At 66.1% G+C, this 17,146-nt stretch carries 15 protein-coding genes; 11 read left to right on the top strand and 4 right to left on the bottom strand.

Annotated elements, in window-relative coordinates:
* The 4 genes from EJO66_RS32845 to EJO66_RS27595 form a co-directional block, all read left to right on the top strand.
* On the top strand, positions 1–228 hold a 228-nt coding region (locus EJO66_RS32845), incomplete at its 5' end, for a hypothetical protein (RefSeq protein ID WP_206168896.1).
* 63 nt (positions 229–291) lie between these two features.
* On the top strand, positions 292–2,037 hold the full coding sequence (locus EJO66_RS27585) for a PHB depolymerase family esterase (RefSeq protein WP_125966666.1): 1,746 nt from the start codon (positions 292–294) through the stop codon (positions 2,035–2,037).
* 25 nt (positions 2,038–2,062) lie between these two features.
* Positions 2,063–4,441: an MBL fold metallo-hydrolase gene (locus tag EJO66_RS27590; RefSeq protein ID WP_164547925.1), complete on the top strand. Its 2,379-nt coding sequence runs from the start codon at positions 2,063–2,065 to the stop codon at positions 4,439–4,441.
* 13 nt (positions 4,442–4,454) lie between these two features.
* Positions 4,455–5,306, top strand: coding sequence for a tetratricopeptide repeat protein (locus tag EJO66_RS27595; protein WP_125966668.1), 852 nt, complete (start codon positions 4,455–4,457; stop codon positions 5,304–5,306).
* A gap of 24 nt (positions 5,307–5,330) precedes the next feature.
* On the opposite strand, the gene EJO66_RS27600 is transcribed toward EJO66_RS27595, so the two are convergent.
* The gene (locus EJO66_RS27600; protein WP_240648838.1) at positions 5,331–6,302 is read right to left on the bottom strand and encodes a LacI family DNA-binding transcriptional regulator; all 972 of its coding nucleotides are present in this window, start codon (positions 6,300–6,302) and stop codon (positions 5,331–5,333) included.
* A gap of 136 nt (positions 6,303–6,438) precedes the next feature.
* On the opposite strand from EJO66_RS27600, the gene EJO66_RS27605 reads away from it, so the two are divergent.
* The 4 genes from EJO66_RS27605 (at position 6,439) to EJO66_RS27620 (ending at position 10,282) form a co-directional block, all read left to right on the top strand.
* The gene (locus EJO66_RS27605; RefSeq protein ID WP_125966669.1) at positions 6,439–7,521 is read left to right on the top strand and encodes a LacI family DNA-binding transcriptional regulator; all 1,083 of its coding nucleotides are present in this window, start codon (positions 6,439–6,441) and stop codon (positions 7,519–7,521) included.
* Positions 7,522–7,598: 77 nt separating this feature from the next.
* Positions 7,599–8,702, top strand: a complete 1,104-nt coding sequence (locus EJO66_RS27610; RefSeq protein ID WP_125966670.1) for a mandelate racemase/muconate lactonizing enzyme family protein — start codon at positions 7,599–7,601, stop codon at positions 8,700–8,702.
* 22 nt (positions 8,703–8,724) lie between these two features.
* The gene (locus EJO66_RS27615) at positions 8,725–9,714 is read left to right on the top strand and encodes a tripartite tricarboxylate transporter substrate binding protein (RefSeq protein WP_223262516.1); all 990 of its coding nucleotides are present in this window, start codon (positions 8,725–8,727) and stop codon (positions 9,712–9,714) included.
* Positions 9,707–10,282 (top strand): carboxymuconolactone decarboxylase family protein, encoded by a 576-nt coding sequence (locus EJO66_RS27620; protein WP_124962279.1) that lies wholly within the window; start codon positions 9,707–9,709, stop codon positions 10,280–10,282. Before EJO66_RS27615 ends, EJO66_RS27620 begins: the two co-directional genes overlap by 8 nt.
* Positions 10,283–10,322: 40 nt before the next feature.
* On the opposite strand, the gene EJO66_RS27625 is transcribed toward EJO66_RS27620, so the two are convergent.
* The 3 genes from EJO66_RS27625 to EJO66_RS27635 form a co-directional block, all read right to left on the bottom strand.
* Positions 10,323–11,507 (bottom strand): acetyl-CoA C-acyltransferase, encoded by a 1,185-nt coding sequence (locus tag EJO66_RS27625; RefSeq protein ID WP_125966671.1) that lies wholly within the window; start codon positions 11,505–11,507, stop codon positions 10,323–10,325.
* Between the two features lie 142 nt (positions 11,508–11,649).
* The gene (locus EJO66_RS27630) at positions 11,650–12,567 is read right to left on the bottom strand and encodes an alpha/beta fold hydrolase (protein ID WP_125966672.1); all 918 of its coding nucleotides are present in this window, start codon (positions 12,565–12,567) and stop codon (positions 11,650–11,652) included.
* Between the two features lie 129 nt (positions 12,568–12,696).
* Complete coding sequence (locus tag EJO66_RS27635; protein ID WP_125966673.1) at positions 12,697–13,497, bottom strand: SDR family NAD(P)-dependent oxidoreductase; 801 nt, start codon at positions 13,495–13,497, stop codon at positions 12,697–12,699.
* A 109-nt stretch (positions 13,498–13,606) separates the two neighbouring features.
* Here EJO66_RS27635 and EJO66_RS27640 point away from each other — a divergent pair, with 109 nt between their 5' ends.
* The 3 genes from EJO66_RS27640 to EJO66_RS27650 all read left to right on the top strand — a co-directional run bounded on the left by EJO66_RS27640 (position 13,607) and on the right by EJO66_RS27650 (position 17,047).
* Complete coding sequence (locus tag EJO66_RS27640; RefSeq protein WP_124962283.1) at positions 13,607–14,554, top strand: GlxA family transcriptional regulator; 948 nt, start codon at positions 13,607–13,609, stop codon at positions 14,552–14,554.
* Between the two features lie 369 nt (positions 14,555–14,923).
* Positions 14,924–15,457: a MarR family winged helix-turn-helix transcriptional regulator gene (locus tag EJO66_RS27645; RefSeq protein WP_125966674.1), complete on the top strand. Its 534-nt coding sequence runs from the start codon at positions 14,924–14,926 to the stop codon at positions 15,455–15,457.
* A gap of 6 nt (positions 15,458–15,463) precedes the next feature.
* A complete protein-coding gene (locus tag EJO66_RS27650; protein ID WP_125966675.1) occupies positions 15,464–17,047 on the top strand; it encodes an ABC transporter substrate-binding protein in 1,584 nt (527 codons plus the stop codon).
* The last annotated feature ends 99 nt before the right edge of the window (positions 17,048–17,146 follow it).

Here is a 17,146-nt window from a genome sequence, read left to right on the forward strand (position 1 = left end):
GAGGATGGCTCCGGACGGAGCGGAAATGTGCCGAAGGAGAACCTCGCGCGGCGCGGCCATGCGATCTACACGTCCATTATGTTAACGTTAACAGTAAGTTTTTCTTCTGGGGTTAACCCCAGCCTGTTCAGCGATCGCAATATGCAGCATCCAACGCTCGCTTTCACTGGGAAGAGATCCTCAAGCGGCCGGGTTTATCCGAATGAGCGATCAATTTGGTTGCGCTAACAATTCAAGTTGTTAACGATAACTTTCCGCACCGGCTGCGGGCAACCAACGAGGAGACGAGGAATGAAGAAATTCACGATGCTCGCGGCTGCATCGGTCGTTGTCGCAGGATGCGGCGGTGGCGGGTCGAACGGGTACGCTTTCATTCCTGCCCCCGCTCCCCCTCCGCCAGCCCAGGCGACGGTGACCGAGGACTGCGCCGCCTTGCCGGGCGCCACAGCGGCCCCTTCACCGGCAGCACTCCCCCTGGCCCTGCAGACGATCAAGGTCAATGGCGAGGACCGGCAGTATTACGAGTACGCACCCCGCGACGTCGCGACCCTTCGCGACCAGGATGCCAGAGGCGTGGAAGTGGTCGTCTCATTGCATCGGACGGGCCAATCCGCCGAGGACAACGCCCGTCTCACCGGCTGGCCCGCGCTCGCGGAAGAGAAAGGCTTCGTCGCGATCTTTCCGGTGGCCAAACCAAGCGGCTGGAACACGGCCAAGGACACGACCCGGTCCGACGATCACGCGTTCATCGTCGCAGCGGCCGCAGCCGTGCGCACGCGCCACGGGCTTCCATCGACGATGTCGACGTTCCTGGCCGGCGCAGGATCCGGCGGTGTCATGGCGCAGGAACTCGCCATGCGCGAGCTCGCTGTCATGGCCACCGGCGTCGCGTCGTTCGGCGCCGCCGCCGAACCGGCAACGCTCGATCTCGCCGCGGACAGCCTGCCCAAGACCGCCATGGCCGTCTGGCAATTCCAGTGCGGCGCCGATCCATTTGCCACGCAGATGGGCTTCTGGCGGCAGGCGAACGGAACGGATGCGCAAAACCAGCAGGCGGTCGGCGACCTTCCGACGGTGACGGATTTCGTGCAAGACCACCCGGTCCAGCAAGTCCGGCTGTCACGGCTCGACCGTCCGGCGGAGTCGGCCTCGGTCTCGAGGCTGGTGTGGGAAGAGCTGTTCGGCAAGGTGGTGCGCTTCCCGGACAACAAGTCCTACAACGGAACGCTGCATGCGGAAAAAAGCATCGCGGACATGGGGCTCGCGGAAACCATCAAGAGCCTGCGCCCCGGCGAGCCGCGGCGTTGGTTGACGTACGTCCCTCCGCAGTATCAGAAGCTGGTTGCGGAAGGAAAGAAGCTTCCGCTCCTGTTCTCGTTTCACGGTCGCAACGGGTCGGCTCGCTTCCAGGCCCAGATCTCGCAGTGGCACGACGTGGCGCGCGACGAAGGCTTCATCGTCGTGTATCCGCATGGCCTCAAGGCGACATGGACGACATCGATCGATGCGGACAATCCCGACGTCCAGTTCTTCCTCGACCTGCTCGAGGAGATGAAGACGACCTACCAGATCGACGATGGCCGCGTCTTCCTGAATGGATCGTCACAGGGCACCGCGCTCACAAATCGCATCGCGGTCCAGCACCCGCAGCTGTTCGCGGCGATCGCGCCTTGCTACTCGGGGCACCTCTCGGCCGCCAGCTATGCGAACCCCATTGTGCGAACCGACATCGCCCTGCCCGTCTGGCAATGCCGAGGGGAGCAGGAGCTGCCGACGGAATTTCCCGGCGGCACCGCAGGCGAAACGGCCGCGAGGACGTTCTGGCGTGAAACCGTCAACCAGAACTTCTCGCCCCCGGCCATCGCGATCGACGGGCGGCGCACGACCGAGATCTGGAACAGCGGACGCGCGGAGTACCGCTGGCAGATCACCTCGGACATCGGCCATGCGTGGCATCCGGGCCAGGCCCGAAAGATGTGGGACGAGATGCTCAAGCGCTATCGACGCAACCCCGATGGCTCCTTGCAACGCCTTTGAAACCCATGGCCATTGGAAATCCATCATGAAGACCGTCCTGAATCATCGGCGCATCTTTCCTGCGCTTCTCGCATCCATGCTGGTGCTCAGCTGCGGCGGAGGCGACTCGCGCGGCAGCGGAGGGTTTTGGATCCCTGGCGGAGGCGGAGGCGGCAACCCCGAGGACCCGCCCGCGCAACCCGCAGCGCCTGTCTTCAGGGCCGCGGGCCTGGTGTACGGCACGCCGGTCGCAACCTCGGACGACAAGGGCAACGACACCGTGAGCATCCCGGTGCTCACGCAAAGCGGCGCCAGGAGCCTGTCGGTCGCGGTTCCAACTGCGAAGATGGCCGCCCTCCTCGCCAACCTTGTGCCGGGCAACCTGGTGGACTGGATACCCGGCAGCGATGCCGCCGCGGTGACCGTGCCGGCCGACCCTACGCCAATCTTCAACGTCATCCTCGCCAAGGGCAAATCGCCCGCCGCCCAGTTCAACCTGAAGAAGTACGGCGCGGCGGTCGGCCGGAACGACAACGCGCCGGGTCCCATGGTCGCGGCGGGCTGGGTCTACGACAAGACCGGCACCACCATCACCGTGGGGGACGGCCGCAACCTGACGGCGGACCAGGCCGGTCGGCCCTATGCGCAGCCGATCAGGCGCTACGAGGAGACCTATGCGGTCTCGCCCGACGTGAAGGTGTTCAACGTCAACACCGCCGACTATGCGAAGAGCACCGTTTCCGACTTCGCTTCGATTCCGGTCACCGCCAGCTACGACTACGGCACCACATCGCGCCAGAGCGCCTATCTGCTTTTCGACAACAACTACCTCGCGGCCGATACGGCCAAGGTGGTTGCGATCTGGTACTTCACGCCGCAATCGACCACGGACGGCAAGCCGGTGTGGGACGTGCCCACGCTCAGCACCATGCTGGACGACAAGGGCAGCGACCCTGTCTCCGGCCAGCCCTACAACAAGATCAACGCGACCTCGCCCGCATCGGCGCCCTACTCCCGCAGCACCGAGCCCTTCGAGATGGTGAAGAACACGCTGTACTACGTGGGCGACAACGAAGTCGCCTCGTATCTGCTCAAGGCCGACATGGGTACGCCCAACGATCTGTCGGACGACAAGGTGATCAAGGTCGATGCCGGGTGGCCCAACAGCGGCTACCAGTACTGGAGGAACATGGAGCTCGTCGGTGTCGATCCGCGATCGGTGACCGACATCTGGCTGACGCACGGACACAGCGACCATTACGGTACGGTCGTCGAGCAGCTCAGGATGATGGACAACGCCGGCAAGCCGATCGCGCTCTGGGCGTCGAAGGAAGATGCCGTGGGCGTCACATCCGACCTGCAGGGCAACACGTGGAACATCACGGGGGCGCTGCCGGCCAGCGAGACCGTGATCCGTGAACGCATCTCCCATTCGTACGAATACGACAAGTGGTACGACTACGGCAACGTGAAGATCATGGTGATCTGGTCGCCGGGCCACACGCCTGGCAGCACCAACATGCTGTTCAAGGTGAAGAACCCGGACGATGGCAAGTTCTACACCTTCGGCTACCACGGGGGCTACGGCTTCAACGGCCTCAACAGCCCGACGGCCGCCAACGGCTGGCTGCGCCTGTCGTTCCAGCATGGCTTCAGCTATCTGCAGAACACGCTCGATGTGGACTTCGTGGCGCCGCAGCACACCAATCAGTTTCCCATCGTCGAGGTCTACCAGGCGCTGAAGGCCTACAACCGCGACCCGGCGAACGCGGGTGCCCAGCTGACCATGCTCGATGCCATGCGCTCGAAGGTGTTCGACTCGCCGGCCGTCGGTGGCGTGAACATCACCGGTGAGTTCTCCAACCAGTTGGAGAAGCGCCGCTCCGTGGCCTCCTACGCAGCGAGCGACGCTGCGAATGCGACGTACAAGAGCATCGAGACTTCCGGTCCGTTCAAGCCCGGGCGCGAAGCCGGCCTGACCTCCGTGTCGGCCAGGATCCTGGACGACGGGAAGATCATCCAGGGCTTTGTGGGTCCGCAGAACAAGAACCCGAAGCTCCCCCTGCTGGCGAACGGCATCACGACGTCGACGGACCAGTACGTGAACGATCCGGGCGGGTACTACGTGCAGGTCGCCATCGACGTGCAGGACACGGTCTACAAGGGCTATATCCCCGAGGGCTTCACGCAGTTCAGTCCGGGCCTGGGGGCCACCATCACCTACAAGGGCGGCCCCGTCGAGTCCGTCCACGCGGACAAAGGCACATTCCATCCTCCGGAGTACCTGCGCACGCAGCGCCTGAGCTCGCTGGCCGATGCGCAGGCCGTGCTCGCCACCATCGCCAAGGGGCAGACGAAGACCATCTCGCTGACCCGGGCGAGCGAGATCGTCGTACCCGCCATCGTCACCCAGACCTTCCAGTGAGGCGGGTGCCGCCGTGCGAGGATATCCATCGACGACGCAAGATCATCCAAAGGCCGCTCGCCTCCTTCCTCCGGTCCTCGCGCTTTGCATCGCCGTCCTTGGTTCTTCCGCGGCCGCGCAATCAGATGATCCCGAAGCGCAATACGAGCTGGCACGGCGATACAGCAGCGGCGCCGGAGTGCCGATGGACAGGGAACGTGCGTTCGAGCTCTTCACTTCGTCCGCCGCTCAGGGCTTTGCGAAGGCGGAATATGAACTTGCAAACCACTACCGCGGCCGAACGGGCCGGGCACTGGATCTGGACATGGCATCCAGCTATCTCGAACGATCGGCGCGGCACGGGTACGTACCGGCCCAGGTCGACCTGGGCTTCGTCTACTTCAACGGAAGCGGCCGCACGCCCAAGGACCTCGTGAGATCGTTCCACTGGTTCAAGCGCGCCGCCGACGGCGGTGCGGTGATCGCGCAGTGCATGGTGGCCGACTTCTACAGGCAGGGGCTGGGGGGCGTCGAACGGAACCCTCGCGAGGCGTTCAGGTGGTACCGGCTGAGCGCAACACGGGCCGACCGATGCGCGGCAAAGTCTCAATACGAGCTGTACGCAAGCTATGCATCGGGCAGTGGCGTCCGCAAGGATCTGCCGACGGCCATGGACTGGCTGAAGCGCGCGGCGGAGGCCGGCAACCCCCAGGCCCAGCGTGCCCTGAGCCGCGCCTATGAGAACGGCGCGGGTGTCCCGCGAGACCCGGTGCTCGCACGCATGTGGCTCAGGAAGTCCCGCGAAGGGGTTGCGCCGCATGACGACCACGAGCACGAGGACGAATCCAAACCCGCGCATGCCCCCCGCCCGGCGCACGCCCATTGACGCGCGCCAGGAAAGCCGTGGGCCCTACGCGCTCGCCCGACGAACGATCGTGAAGCCCACATCGACGATCAGCTCAGGCGGACGCCGTCCTGCGGCGCGCTCGACGATGCAGTCGGCCGCGATCTGGCCGATGCGCCGCCCGTCGATCCGCACGGTGGTCAGCGCCGGGTCCAGGTCCGCCGCAAAGTTCAGGTCGCCGAAACCGACGACCGCGAGATCGGCGGGGACGCCGAGACCGGCGGCACGCGCTTCGGTCAGCACGCCCAGCGCCAGCATGTCGGAGCTGCAGAAGACCCCGTCGAGCGGCAGGTTGGACTGCAGGATCGAGCGCAGGGCACGGCGCCCGTCGCTGAGCTTGGTCGGCGCGGGGACGAGATGCACGATCGGGGCCACGGCACCCTGTGCCTGCGCCATGGCAGTGAACGCTTCCGCCCTGCGCACCGAACGAGGATCGTCACCGCCGATCACGGCGAGCCGCCTGCGGCCCTTCTGCAGGAGGTATTCCGCAACGCTGCGGCCGACGGCCTCGTGCGAGAAGCCGACCAGCATGTCGATCGGATCGAGCGCCACATCCCAGGTCTCGACGATCGGAATGCCGGCCGCGAGGAGCCGCTGGCGCCCGAGTTCGCTGTGCACGACACCGGTGAGCACGATGCCGTCGGGCCGACGGCCGATGATGTCGCGCACGAGGTCGTCCTCCGTCGACGTGCTGTACCCGCTCTGCCCCACCATGAGTTGGTAGCCGTGCTGCTGGAGCCGGGAATTCAGCGCCTCGATGGTGTCCAGGAAGACAGGCCCTGACAGGGTCGGCACCACCGCCGACACCAGGCGTGTCTTGGCGGAGCGCAGCCCCCCCGCGCCGCGATTGGGCACGTAGCCCGTGGATGCCACGGCCGCCTGCACCTTGGCGAGCGTCTTGGCGTTGACCGAATTGGGCGCATTGAAGACCCGCGACACCGTCATCGCCGACACGCCCGCGAGCTTGGCGACGTCCATCACGGTGACGCTCAGATGGCGAGGCTGCAAAGGACGATCTGTCATGGTTGGGAGCGGACTATAACGGCCGGGCCGGTGCCTTCTGCGGCCCGCGCGGGAATCAGGTTAAGCTTTTCGCACCCCCTTGCCACCGTCCATGTCGGCTCCTTCGAACAAACAACCTGTCGCAGCAGGGCGTTCCGCGCCCTCGCCTCTGCCGCCGCGTCGCGCAAGGGTCGCCGGCGGTATCACCCTGCTCGAAGTCGCTCGGCTGGCAGGCGTGTCGGCGATGAGCGTGTCGCGCGCGCTGAACACGCCCGAGCAGGTTTCGGCCGCCATCCTTGCGAAGGTTCGCGCAGCAGTCGAGTCGACGGGCTACGTCGCCAACCGGGTGGCCGGAAGCCTTGCCTCGCAGCGAAGCCGCCTGGTCGCGGCTGTCGTTCCGTCGATTGCCGGGCCGGTGTTCCAGGAAATGGTGCAGTCCCTCATCGCCGAACTCGCGGCCCGCGACCACCAGTTGATGCTGGGCCAAAGCGGCTATGGCACGCAGGAGGAGGACGCGCTGCTCGACGCCATCATCGGCCGTCGGCCCGACGGCATCGTGCTGGGCGGTGTGGTGCCCTCTGCGGCCGGCCGGCGACGCCTTGTGGCCTCGGGCATTCCGGTGGTGGAGACCTGGGACATGGTGCAGGACCCGATCGACATGCTGGTCGGCTTCTCGCACGAAGCCATCGCGACCGCCGTGGCCACTTTCCTGATCGAGCGCGGCCGTCGTCGCCTGGGCTTCATCGGCGGCAACCACGAACGCGCGGCCCGGCGGGCCAGCGCGTTCGTCCACTCGGCGCTCCACGGCCCGGCGCGCGAGCGGGAAATCTCTGCGCATGTCGAGACCGTGGTTGCGCCGGCAACCGTCCGCAGTGGCCGCCAGGCGCTGGGCGAGATGCTGCGGCACCAGCCCGGGACCGACGCCATCTTCTGCAGCTCGGACGTGCTGGCGCTCGGCGTCGTCACCGAAGCCGCAGCGCGCGGCCTGCGCGTGCCGCAGGACATCGCCGTGGTGGGCTTCGGCGACCTCGATTTCGCGGCGGACGTTTCGCCGTCGCTCACGACCGTGCGCATCGACAGCACGCGCATCGGCCAGCTCGCGGCTCGGTTCATCGTGAGCCGCAGCGAAGGCCTCGACGTCGAAGAGGCCAAGGTCGATGTGGGCTTCTCCATCGTTTCGCGCGAAAGCACCTAGATAGAAACCCGCACACGTTGTGCCTGCACATGGCCGTACCATCGTTTTGGTAGCGCTACCAAAAACAGAACAAGCAGATGTCCACCACCATTCGATCGATCGACTGCCTCCAGCTTCGATTGCCCTTCCACCACGGTGCGCCGGCGCCCCTGTTCGCCGGACGCCCGAGGACCACGTTGGACAGCGGCCTGGTACGCATCGAGCTCGACAACGGCCTGGTCGGCTGGGGCGAGTCGTATGGCGCCGAACTCGATGCGCTTTCGGCGATCTTTCGCGGCCGGGTCGCACCCCTCGCGACAGGCCGGGACGCGACGGATCCCGCGCTCATGGCGTCGCTTGAACGCACGTTGCACAACATGGGCCGCTCGGGGCCTGTACTGCATGCGCTGAGCGGCCTCGACATTGCGATCTGGGACCTGAAAGCGAAGATCGCCGGCGTACCACTGCATGTCCTGCTCGGCGGAGCGAGACGCACCCGCCTGCCCGCCTACGCGTCCTTGCTTCAGTACTACGGCGACACGGCGCTGGTGGCAAGGAATGTGGAGCGTGCGCTGGCGGCCGGCTTCGAACAGGTGAAGCTGCACGAGAAAACACCCGAGGCCGTGGCCGCTGCGCGCGCTGTGATGGGCCCTGACACGCCGCTGATGGTCGATGCGAACTGCGCCTGGACGGCCGATGAGGCCGGCGAGGTCGTGACCCGGATGGCGGCCTTCGACCTGCACTGGATCGAAGAGCCGCTCTGGCCGCCGGAGGACATCGAAGCACTTCGCGCCCTCCGCGTTCGAACCGGCGTGCCGACCGCAGCCGGCGAGAACGCCAGCAGCGTGCATGAGCTGAGCCTCGCGGCGAGAGCCCGGGCCATCGACTATCTGCAGCCGAGCGCGATCAAATCGGGCGGCGTCACGACGCTGCTGCGGCTCTCGCGCGAGTGCGCCGGCAGCGCCGTGCACTGCGCCCCGCAGTCGGCCTTCTTCGGCCCGGGGTTGCTGGCCACGCTGCACGTGTTGGCCGCGCAGGAGGACGAGGTGCATGTGGAGCGGCTCTTCTGCGATCTCGGCTTCACGCCCTACGGCGACACCGTGCCCTGCATTGACGGTGCCTTTCAGCTGACAGACCGGCCCGGGCTGGGCGCCGACCCAGAACCCGCGCTGCTCGACAGCGGCTTCGTGCGCCGCATCTAGAACTTATTTTCAGGAGACAGAAATGCCCATGCACAACAGGCGCTCGCTGATCCGCGGGGGCGCTGCACTTTCCTTGGTGGCCTCGCTCGGCGTGGGCCGCCTCGCGCTCGCAGACACGAAGGCGGCGGTCCGCCTCATCGTGCCCTACCCTCCGGGTGCGGCCACGGACACGCTCGGCCGCCTGATGGCGCAGGCATTGGAGCCCGCCGTCGCGGCCCCGGTGATTGTCGACAACCGAGGAGGTGCCGGCACGCAGATCGGCACGCGCGCGGTCGCCACGGCGGCGCCAGACGGTGGCACGCTCGGCTTCGTCGACACGGCGTTCGTGATCAACCCGGGGCTTTTCGGCAGCGCGCTGCCGTACGACACGGAGAAGGACTTCGCGCCAATTTCGCTCATGGCATCGGCGCCACTCGTGCTGATCGTGCACCGCACGGTTCCCGCAGCGACGCTGAAGGAATTCGTGGCTCTGTCCAAGGCAAAGCCGGGCAGTTTCAACTACGGATCTGCCGGCGTGGGCAGTGCGCCGCATCTGGCCGGCGAGCAGTTGCGCGCCGCCGCCGCGATCGACATCAACCACGTGCCGTACCGCGGCGGCGGCACCGTGCTGAACGACCTGCTCGCGGGTCACGTCCAGTTCGGGTTCACCACGGTCCCCACGATGATCGACCACATCCGCGCGGGCACTGTCCGCGCCCTGGCAGTCACCGCAGCGCAGCGGGCCACGCAACTGCCGGACACGCCGACGATGCAGGAAGCCGGACTGCCCAGTGTCGACGCCACGCCAATCTTCGGCTTGATCGGCCCGGCCAAATTGACGCCGGACATCGTGTCCCGGCTGTCGTCCACAGCGGCACAGGCCGTGCGCGCAGGTCCGCTGCATCAGAAACTCATCGAACTCGGCTTCGTGCCGGTCGGCAGCACGGCCGAGGAGTTCAGGACCCGCATCCGGCGGGAGATCGAGAAATGGGCCGCGGTCGTGAAAGCCGGCAACATCAAGCCCAATGCCTGAGACGACGCCCGCGAGCCCGCATGCAGTCACTCGTTTCCCTGCGACGGCCGACGCCTTGCGCTCCGCAGAACAGCGCGCGGCCTACGACCTGATCGGACGGCGGCGCGGCCGTGTGCCTGCCCCCTATCTGCCATTGCTCGGGAGCCCCCGAATTGCCGATCTTCTGGAGCAACTCTCGACCGAGCTTTGGACCGGCACGCTGCCGCAGCGGGTGCTGGAAGCCATCTTTCTCATGACGGCACAGAGGCAGCAATGCCACCATCAATGGGAGACTCATGCCGCAAAGGCATTGTCGGCCGGACTTTCGTTGGAGATGGTTGAAGCGATTGCGGTCGGCAAGATTCCGGAGGATGGCGGATCGGTGGAAGCAGCAGGCCGGTTCTTCCTGGCACTCACCGAACGGCACAAGGTCGCGGACGACGTGTTCGAGCAAGTACAGAGGCACTTCGGAGAACAGGGCGTGGCCGAACTGATTGCGTTCTGCGGGCTGGCCGGAACCGTTGCCCTGCTCTTGAATGTGCAGCTGCCTCACCCGTTCGTGGAGCGAGGCGAACCCCAACGAAGTTGAGGCAGCTGCGGATCTCCGCCACTGCCCCCCCAGTGCTCGATCAGATCGTTTCGAGCGCCAGCGCGATGCCCTGACCGCCGCCGATGCACAAGGTCACGATGCCCCGCCTCAAGCCGTCGCGTCGCATCGAGTGCAGCAAGCGCGTGGTCAGCACGGCGCCCGTTGCGCCGATGGCGTGGCCGTGGGCGATGGCGCCACCCTCGACGTTGACGATGTCTTCCGGCAGGTCCAACTCACGCAGGCAGGCCAGGGTGATCGCGGCGAATGCCTCGTTGATCTCGATGCGCTGGACGTCCGTGCGCTTCCAGTTGGCGCGTTCCAGGGCCAGTTTGACCGCCGGCACCGGCCCGATACCGAACATGCCCGGCTCAACCGCCGCGACGCCGTGCGAGACCAGGCGCGCCCATGGCCGTAGCCTATGCTTCTCGGCGAAACTTCGCTCCGCGACGATCACCGCCGCTGCGCCGCTGTTCAGCCCTGGCGCGTTCCCGGCAGTGATCGTTCCGTCCTTTCGAAACGCCGGCTTGAGCTTGGCCAGTGATTCGACCGTGGTGTCAGGCCGATTGACTTCGTCCTTGGAGAAGCTCACCGGTCCCTTGCGGCCGGAGAGTTCGATGGCGACAATCTCTTCCGCGAACTTGCCGGCCTCCTGAGCCCCACTGAACCGTTGCTGTGAACGCGCGGCCCAGCGATCCTGGTCCTCGCGCGTGATGCCGTACCGACCGACGAGATCCTCGGTATGCCAGCCTGAGTGTTGACCGCTGAAGGCATCATGGAGACCGTCTCGCAGCATGCTGTCCAGCATCTGAGCGTCCCCCATGCGCTGTCCCCAGCGCGCGCCGGGCACCAGATAGGGGGCCTGGTCCATGTTCTCCATGCCGCCGGCAACCGCAGCCGCGGCATAACCCGCCGCGATCTCGAGTGCCGCCGCTGCGATCGCTTGTGCACCCGATCCGCACACCCGATTCACCGTCAGGGCGGGCACCTGCACAGGCAGTCCGCCGCCGATGGCAGCTTGTCGTGCCGGATTCATCCGAGCGCCGGCCTGGATCACGTGTCCCATCACAACGGTGTCGACGGCTTCCGCGGCCAGACCTGAGCGATGAAGGGTCTCGCGAATCACCGCGGCACCCAGCGCGGACGCGGGCGTTTCCTTGAGCGAGCCGCCATAGCTTCCGATCGGTGTTCGGACCGGCGCGCAGAGAACGATGTCAGGGGTGGGCATGAGAGCACCTCAGGTTGTTGCGGGTTAATCGAAAGATCAGGCACGTCGTTGCGTGCGCATACAGCTGCCGGAGGGTCCGAAAATGCGACCGTCGGCGGCTGCCACCTGGCGACCCACGTGGATCACCTTTCCCTCAGCGGCGTCAGGCCGCGGCTTTCGGAACGCTCGCAGTTCGCATCGCGTCGTTCAACACCTTGGCAGGCACATCCGGCCGCTCGAGGACGATGAAGTGACCGGCGCCGGGCACCTGGACAAACTCGGCCGCGGGAAGGAGCTGCTTGTTGGCTTGCCGGTCCGAGGGCCTTGACCAATCCTTCTCTCCGTAGATGAGATGAACGGGTGCGCTGACCTCGGGGTAGCGGACGCGTGCCGCGATGAGGCTGGGCAGGTTGCCGTACACCGCGCGGGCGACGACCGGATAGCCGGACCGACGCCCGACCTTCAACAGTTCATCGAGATAGTCATCGCGCAGGGCGGCCGCGTTGCCGAGGCCCCCACGGAGCACGGCGCGCACGATCGGCTTGGGTTCGACGCCCGCGACGGTCGGGCCGACACCGGGCGCCAACGCGCCGGTCACGACGAACCGGGCCAGCAGGCTGGACCGCGCGATGCCGCCCGCGTAGTCATAGGCATTGATCGCCACGACACGCCGCACCCGCTCGGGCAGATCGGCCGCGGTGGTGAGGGCGAGCGTCGCGCCCATCGACTCGCCGAGCAGCGTCACGTCGCGCAAGTCGAGTCGGGTGATGAGGCGCTTGACCGCCTCGCGCATGGCCGGCTCCTCATAGGAGGCGCCCGGCACGATCTGCGAGTAGCCCATTCCAGGGAGATCGAGGGCATACACCGTGTACCGCTCCCGGACCAGCGGGATGAGGTGGCGGAAGTGCTCGGCCTGGGTGCGCACGGTGTGCAGCAAGACCAACGGCGGCCCCATCCCGCCCGAGAGATAGCGCAATCGTCCCAGGCGTCCCTCGTTTGATCCGAGCGGATCGAGAAAGTGTTCCTCGGTCCCGGCAATCCTGATGGAGGATGAAAGTGGATCATTGCTGGTCAGCGGCACGGTGGGTCTCCTCGAATCTTCAGGGCTACTTCGTGGCCCGGGGGCCATGGATGCATGCTTGCTGGCGCACTCCGATGCGCCTTCACGCTGATTCCAGAGCGGGGCGCAGTTCGAATGCGATGCGGCCACTCAGCGCAAGGGCTGGTAGCGCGATGCCGCTTCGTTGCTCGAGAGGTGGGGCGCCATCGCCTTGCGCGCGCCTTCGTAGGCGTCCCAGAGGGCGACATCGTGCAGCGACGGAAGCGTCACCGATTCGCCGCGTTCGAAGCCCAGCAAGGCGGCATCCACCAGGTCTTCGGCACGCATCACGATCTGCGCCGGCAGGTGCTCCACGGGAAGCCCGCCGCGTGCCCAGAATTCGGTGGCCGTCGCACCCGGCAGCACGGCTTGCACCCGCACGCCCTTGCCGGCCAGCTCGTGCTGCAGCGATTGACTGAAGGCCAGCACGAAGGCCTTGCTGCCGCCATACACGCCGTTCAGGGTCTCTGGCGAGACGGCCACGATGGAGGCAATGTTGATCAACGCACCTCTGCCGCGCGCCACGAAGCCTGGCACCGCCGCGTAGCTCAGCCGGGTGAGCGCCGTCACGTTGAGGTCGATCATGCGCACCATCTGGTCCACGTCGCTCTCGACCAGCGGCGTGTGCGTGCCGATGCCGGCGTTGTTGACCAGCAGGGTGATGCTCGCATCGTGCTTGAGCTTGTTTTCCACGCTGCGCAGCGACTCCGGATTGTTCAGATCGGCGGGGAAAACCTCCACCGCGCGGCCGTGGCGGCTGCTGAGGTCCGCAGCCAGCGGGTTCAAACGCTCGCGGCTGCGGGCGACGAGGATGAGGTCGTATCCGCGCCGCGCCAGGCGGTCGGCGTAGAGGGCCCCGATGCCGGAGGAGGCTCCGGTGATAAGGGCGGTGCCCAGGTTCGTCTGCGTCACGGTAGTTCTCCGTCTTGGGGTTTCGATGGTGTCCATGTTGCGCCGGTTGGCGCTTGGCGTAAATGACGCGTATAGTCATGTTTTATGCCATCGGCTCCCGAGACCGCACATGCACAGAATCAGCTACGTCCTGCCGGCCGGCTTTCAGGTGATGGCGCTGGCCACGCAGGCGGTCTTCGAGTTCGCCAACGTTGTGGCGGGCGAACCCTTCTACGAGGTGACTTGCCACTCGATGCCCGGCGGCAGCGTGAAGGCTTCGCTGGGCACGGCCCTGCAGACGAGGCCCTTCACCGCGCGCAGCACGGCCGACACCTGGATGGTGGTGGGCGTGATCGACCCGTTGGCCACCCCCTCACCATCCGAACTGCTGCATGCGCTGCGAAAGTGCAGCGCTCGTGCGCGTCGGACCGTGGGGCTGTGCACCGGAGCCTTCGTGCTGGCCGACGCCGGCTTGCTGGCAGGGCGACGCGCCACGACGCACTGGGCCTATGCGGACGCACTGCAACAGCGGCATCCCGATGTCCAGGTCGAGCCGGACCGCATCTTCATCGCCGATGACCCGATCTGGACCTCCGCCGGCATGACGGCGGAACTGGATCTGGCGCTCGGCCTCGTCGAGAAGGACCTGGGCGACGACGTGGCGCGATCGGTGGCGCACCGGCTGGTCATGCATCAGCGCCGTTCGGGCGGCCAGTCGCAGCATTCGGAGATTCTGAATCTCGCGCCCCGCTCGGACCGCATCGCGCGGGCGCTGGAGCATGCACGCCGCCACCTGGCGCAGTCGCTGGGCGTGGAAGAACTCGCCGCGGCCGCGAACCTCAGCCCGCGCCAGTTCAGCCGTGTGTTCACGGCCGAGACCGGCCAGTCGCCGGCCAAGGCGGTAGAGCGTCTGCGCGTGGAGGCTGCACGCTTGATGATCGAGCGCAGCCGCCACCCGCTGGAGGTGGTTGCTCGCGAAACGGGCTTTCGCGACCGGCGCCATCTTCGCGAGGCGTTCATGCGAGGCTTCGGCAAGCCGCCTCAATCACTCAGGCGCGACGCCCGCCTGGGGTCCTGACGCGCACCCAGATCTTCGGCGTCGCGCACGCCGTGTCCTCTGGAATGTGCCGTGGCCAGTTTCAGCCGAAGATTCTTCACGGCACTGGTGCCGATAGATATATGGCAGGCACGTAGCCAAGCGTAGCGGATCGCAGCCCCACCCAGAAGCTTGCCAGCTCGGGCCGCCCAGCCGGGTACGGCTTTGGTGCGCGTACGCCAAAACCGTGCGGGCCGCGATGCCATGGTTCAGCGCTGCGGCGACTGATGGCTGTTGAACGCATCCGCCACGAACTTCGTAGGGGATTTCCCTCGCCGGCTGGCCCGGAGCTTGCATGATCTTGTCAGATAGTTGAATACTGCAACTATTGAAGATTTCTTTCATCTGGCCATGCACGCACCGCTCCAACTGAAAACCGACTACATCAACGTCCTGCTCGACGTGGCTTCCGCACGAACCAGAGACCGGGGTTCGCGCGTGTACGAGCTCGAACTCGGGCTGTCGATCCGCGACGTGCGGCTGCTCCGGATGATCGGCGGCGCACCCGGCATCACGATGGGCCAGCTGGTGCAGATCTGCGCCATCGAAAAGACGCTGGTCTCCAAGCTCGTGGGGTCGCTGGTGCAGCGCGAACTGGTCCAGCGCCAGATCGGCAACGAGGACGCCCGGCAGATCCACCTGTGCCTGACCCCGGCCGGCATCGACCTCGTGCTGCAGGCCGAACCCATCGGGGTGGAGATGGAAGCCCGCTTCCTCGACTGCCTCACCACCGGCGAAGTCGACACCCTGCGCCGCATCCTCCACAAGATCATCGACGCCGAAGCGGGTTCGCGCGACATCTTCGAGTTTCTGCTGGCCCAGCTGCGCGAAAGCAAGGCTTCGGATTCATCCTCACCTGCCTCTGGCACTCCCCGAAAGAAGTAAGACTTCATGGCAACTCCACTCTCGCTGCGCCGCGCGTTCGCGGTCACCCTGTCGGCACTGGCGCTGACGTTCTCCGCCGCAACATCCGCCGACACGGTGCTGCGTACCGTGCCTTCGTCGGACCTGAAGATCCTCGACCCGATCTGGACCACGGCGAACATCACGCGCAACCACGGCTTCATGATCTACGACACCCTTTTCGGCATGGACGAAAAGGGTGCGATCAAGCCGCAGATGGTCGAGAAATACACCGCCAGCCCCGACAACAAGGTCTGGACCTTCACGCTGCGCCCGGGCCTCAAGTTCCACGACGGCGCGCCCGTCACCTCGCAGGATGTGATCGCCTCGCTCGCCCGCTGGGCCAAGCGCGACACCATCGGGCAGAAGATGTACGAGGCCATGGAAAGCATCACCGCGGAAGGCCCCAACGCCTTTCGCATGAACTTCAGGCAGCCCTTCGGCGTGGTGCTCGACGCACTGGGCAAGCCCAACCCGCTGGTTCCGTTCATCATGCCCAAGCGCGTGGCCGACACCCCCGCCGACAAGCAGATCGAAGAGATGATCGGATCCGGCCCCTTCACGCTCGCCAAGGAAGACTTTCGCCCCGGCGACCGCGTGATCTACCGCAAGAACACCGCCTACGTGCCGCGCAAGGAGGCCCCCTCGGGCCTGGCGGGCGGCAAGGTGGTGCACGTGGACCGCGTGGAATGGGTGCTGCTGCGCGATCCGCAGACGCAGGTGAACGCGCTGCTCAACGGCGAGGTCGACATGGTCGAGACCGTGCCCGCATCCGGCTACAGCGACATGCGCATCAACCCGAAAATCGAGCTGGTGGACGTGATGCCCGCAGGCCCCTTCACGGTGATCTACAACCACAAGGTCGCGCCGTTCAACAACCCGAAGGCGTTGAAGGCCGCCATGCTTGCCATCAACCAGGAGTCCATGCTGCGCGCGCAGGCCACCTTCCGCGACTTCTACAAGCCCTGCACGTCGATCTACCTGTGCGGCTCGATGTATGCGAGCGACAAGACGGGCTTTTTCACAGGCAAGCCGCAGTTCGAGGAAGCCAGGAAGCTGCTGAAGGAATCGGGCTACGACGGCAAGCCTGTCGTCATCCTGCTGCCAGGTGACGCGCCTGCACTGAACAAGCTGCCCGCCGTCTACGGGCAGTTGCTCAAGCAGGTGGGCTTCAACGTGGACGTTCAGACCACCGACTGGGCCACGCTCGTGACACGCCGCACCAAGAAAGACCCACCGGAAAACGGCGGCTGGAATGCCTTCATCACGTTCTGGGGCGGCGTTGATGCCAGCAGCCCGATCACCTACAGCCCGCTGACCGGCAATGGCGACCAGGGCTACTTCGGCTGGCCTGTCGACGCCGAACTCGAAAGGCTGAAGTCGCGCTTCATCGAAACCGGCGACGTTGCGCAACGCAAGGACATTGCGACGCAGATTCAGCTTCGCGTGCTCGAAGGCGGCGTGATCGCGCCGCTGGGCGAAGGCAAGGCCCCCACCGCGGTGCGCCGCGGCGTGGTGAGCGGATTGCTGCCGTCGCCCGCCGTTCTGTACTGGAACGTGCGCAAAAAGTAGGCAGGGCCCCTCACCTCTCGCCGAGGCGTTTGGCCGGTTGCACTCGCTGCAACCGGTCAGGGATTTCCTTTGCCCGCGCCTGCCGATCCATCGCTCGAA

Source organism: Variovorax beijingensis (genome assembly GCF_003951285.1).
Lineage (GTDB): Bacteria > Pseudomonadota > Gammaproteobacteria > Burkholderiales > Burkholderiaceae_C > Variovorax > Variovorax beijingensis.

What these genes read in the sequence shown, in the direction of transcription:
- EJO66_RS27585 (WP_125966666.1), top strand. Translation starts at nt 292, where the DNA reads ATGAAGAAATTCACGATGCTCGCGGCTGCATCGGTCGTTGTCGCAGGA.
- EJO66_RS27590 (WP_164547925.1), top strand. Translation starts at nt 2,063, where the DNA reads ATGAAGACCGTCCTGAATCATCGGCGCATCTTTCCTGCGCTTCTCGCA.
- EJO66_RS27600 (WP_240648838.1), bottom strand. Translation starts at nt 6,302, where the DNA reads ATGGACGTCGCCAAGCTCGCGGGCGTGTCGGCGATGACGGTGTCGCGG.
- EJO66_RS27605 (WP_125966669.1), top strand. Translation starts at nt 6,439, where the DNA reads ATGTCGGCTCCTTCGAACAAACAACCTGTCGCAGCAGGGCGTTCCGCG.
- EJO66_RS27610 (WP_125966670.1), top strand. Translation starts at nt 7,599, where the DNA reads ATGTCCACCACCATTCGATCGATCGACTGCCTCCAGCTTCGATTGCCC.
- EJO66_RS27615 (WP_223262516.1), top strand. Translation starts at nt 8,725, where the DNA reads ATGCCCATGCACAACAGGCGCTCGCTGATCCGCGGGGGCGCTGCACTT.
- EJO66_RS27620 (WP_124962279.1), top strand. Translation starts at nt 9,707, where the DNA reads ATGCCTGAGACGACGCCCGCGAGCCCGCATGCAGTCACTCGTTTCCCT.
- EJO66_RS27625 (WP_125966671.1), bottom strand. Translation starts at nt 11,507, where the DNA reads ATGCCCACCCCTGACATCGTTCTCTGCGCGCCGGTCCGAACACCGATC.
- EJO66_RS27640 (WP_124962283.1), top strand. Translation starts at nt 13,607, where the DNA reads ATGCACAGAATCAGCTACGTCCTGCCGGCCGGCTTTCAGGTGATGGCG.
- EJO66_RS27645 (WP_125966674.1), top strand. Translation starts at nt 14,924, where the DNA reads ATGCACGCACCGCTCCAACTGAAAACCGACTACATCAACGTCCTGCTC.
- EJO66_RS27650 (WP_125966675.1), top strand. Translation starts at nt 15,464, where the DNA reads ATGGCAACTCCACTCTCGCTGCGCCGCGCGTTCGCGGTCACCCTGTCG.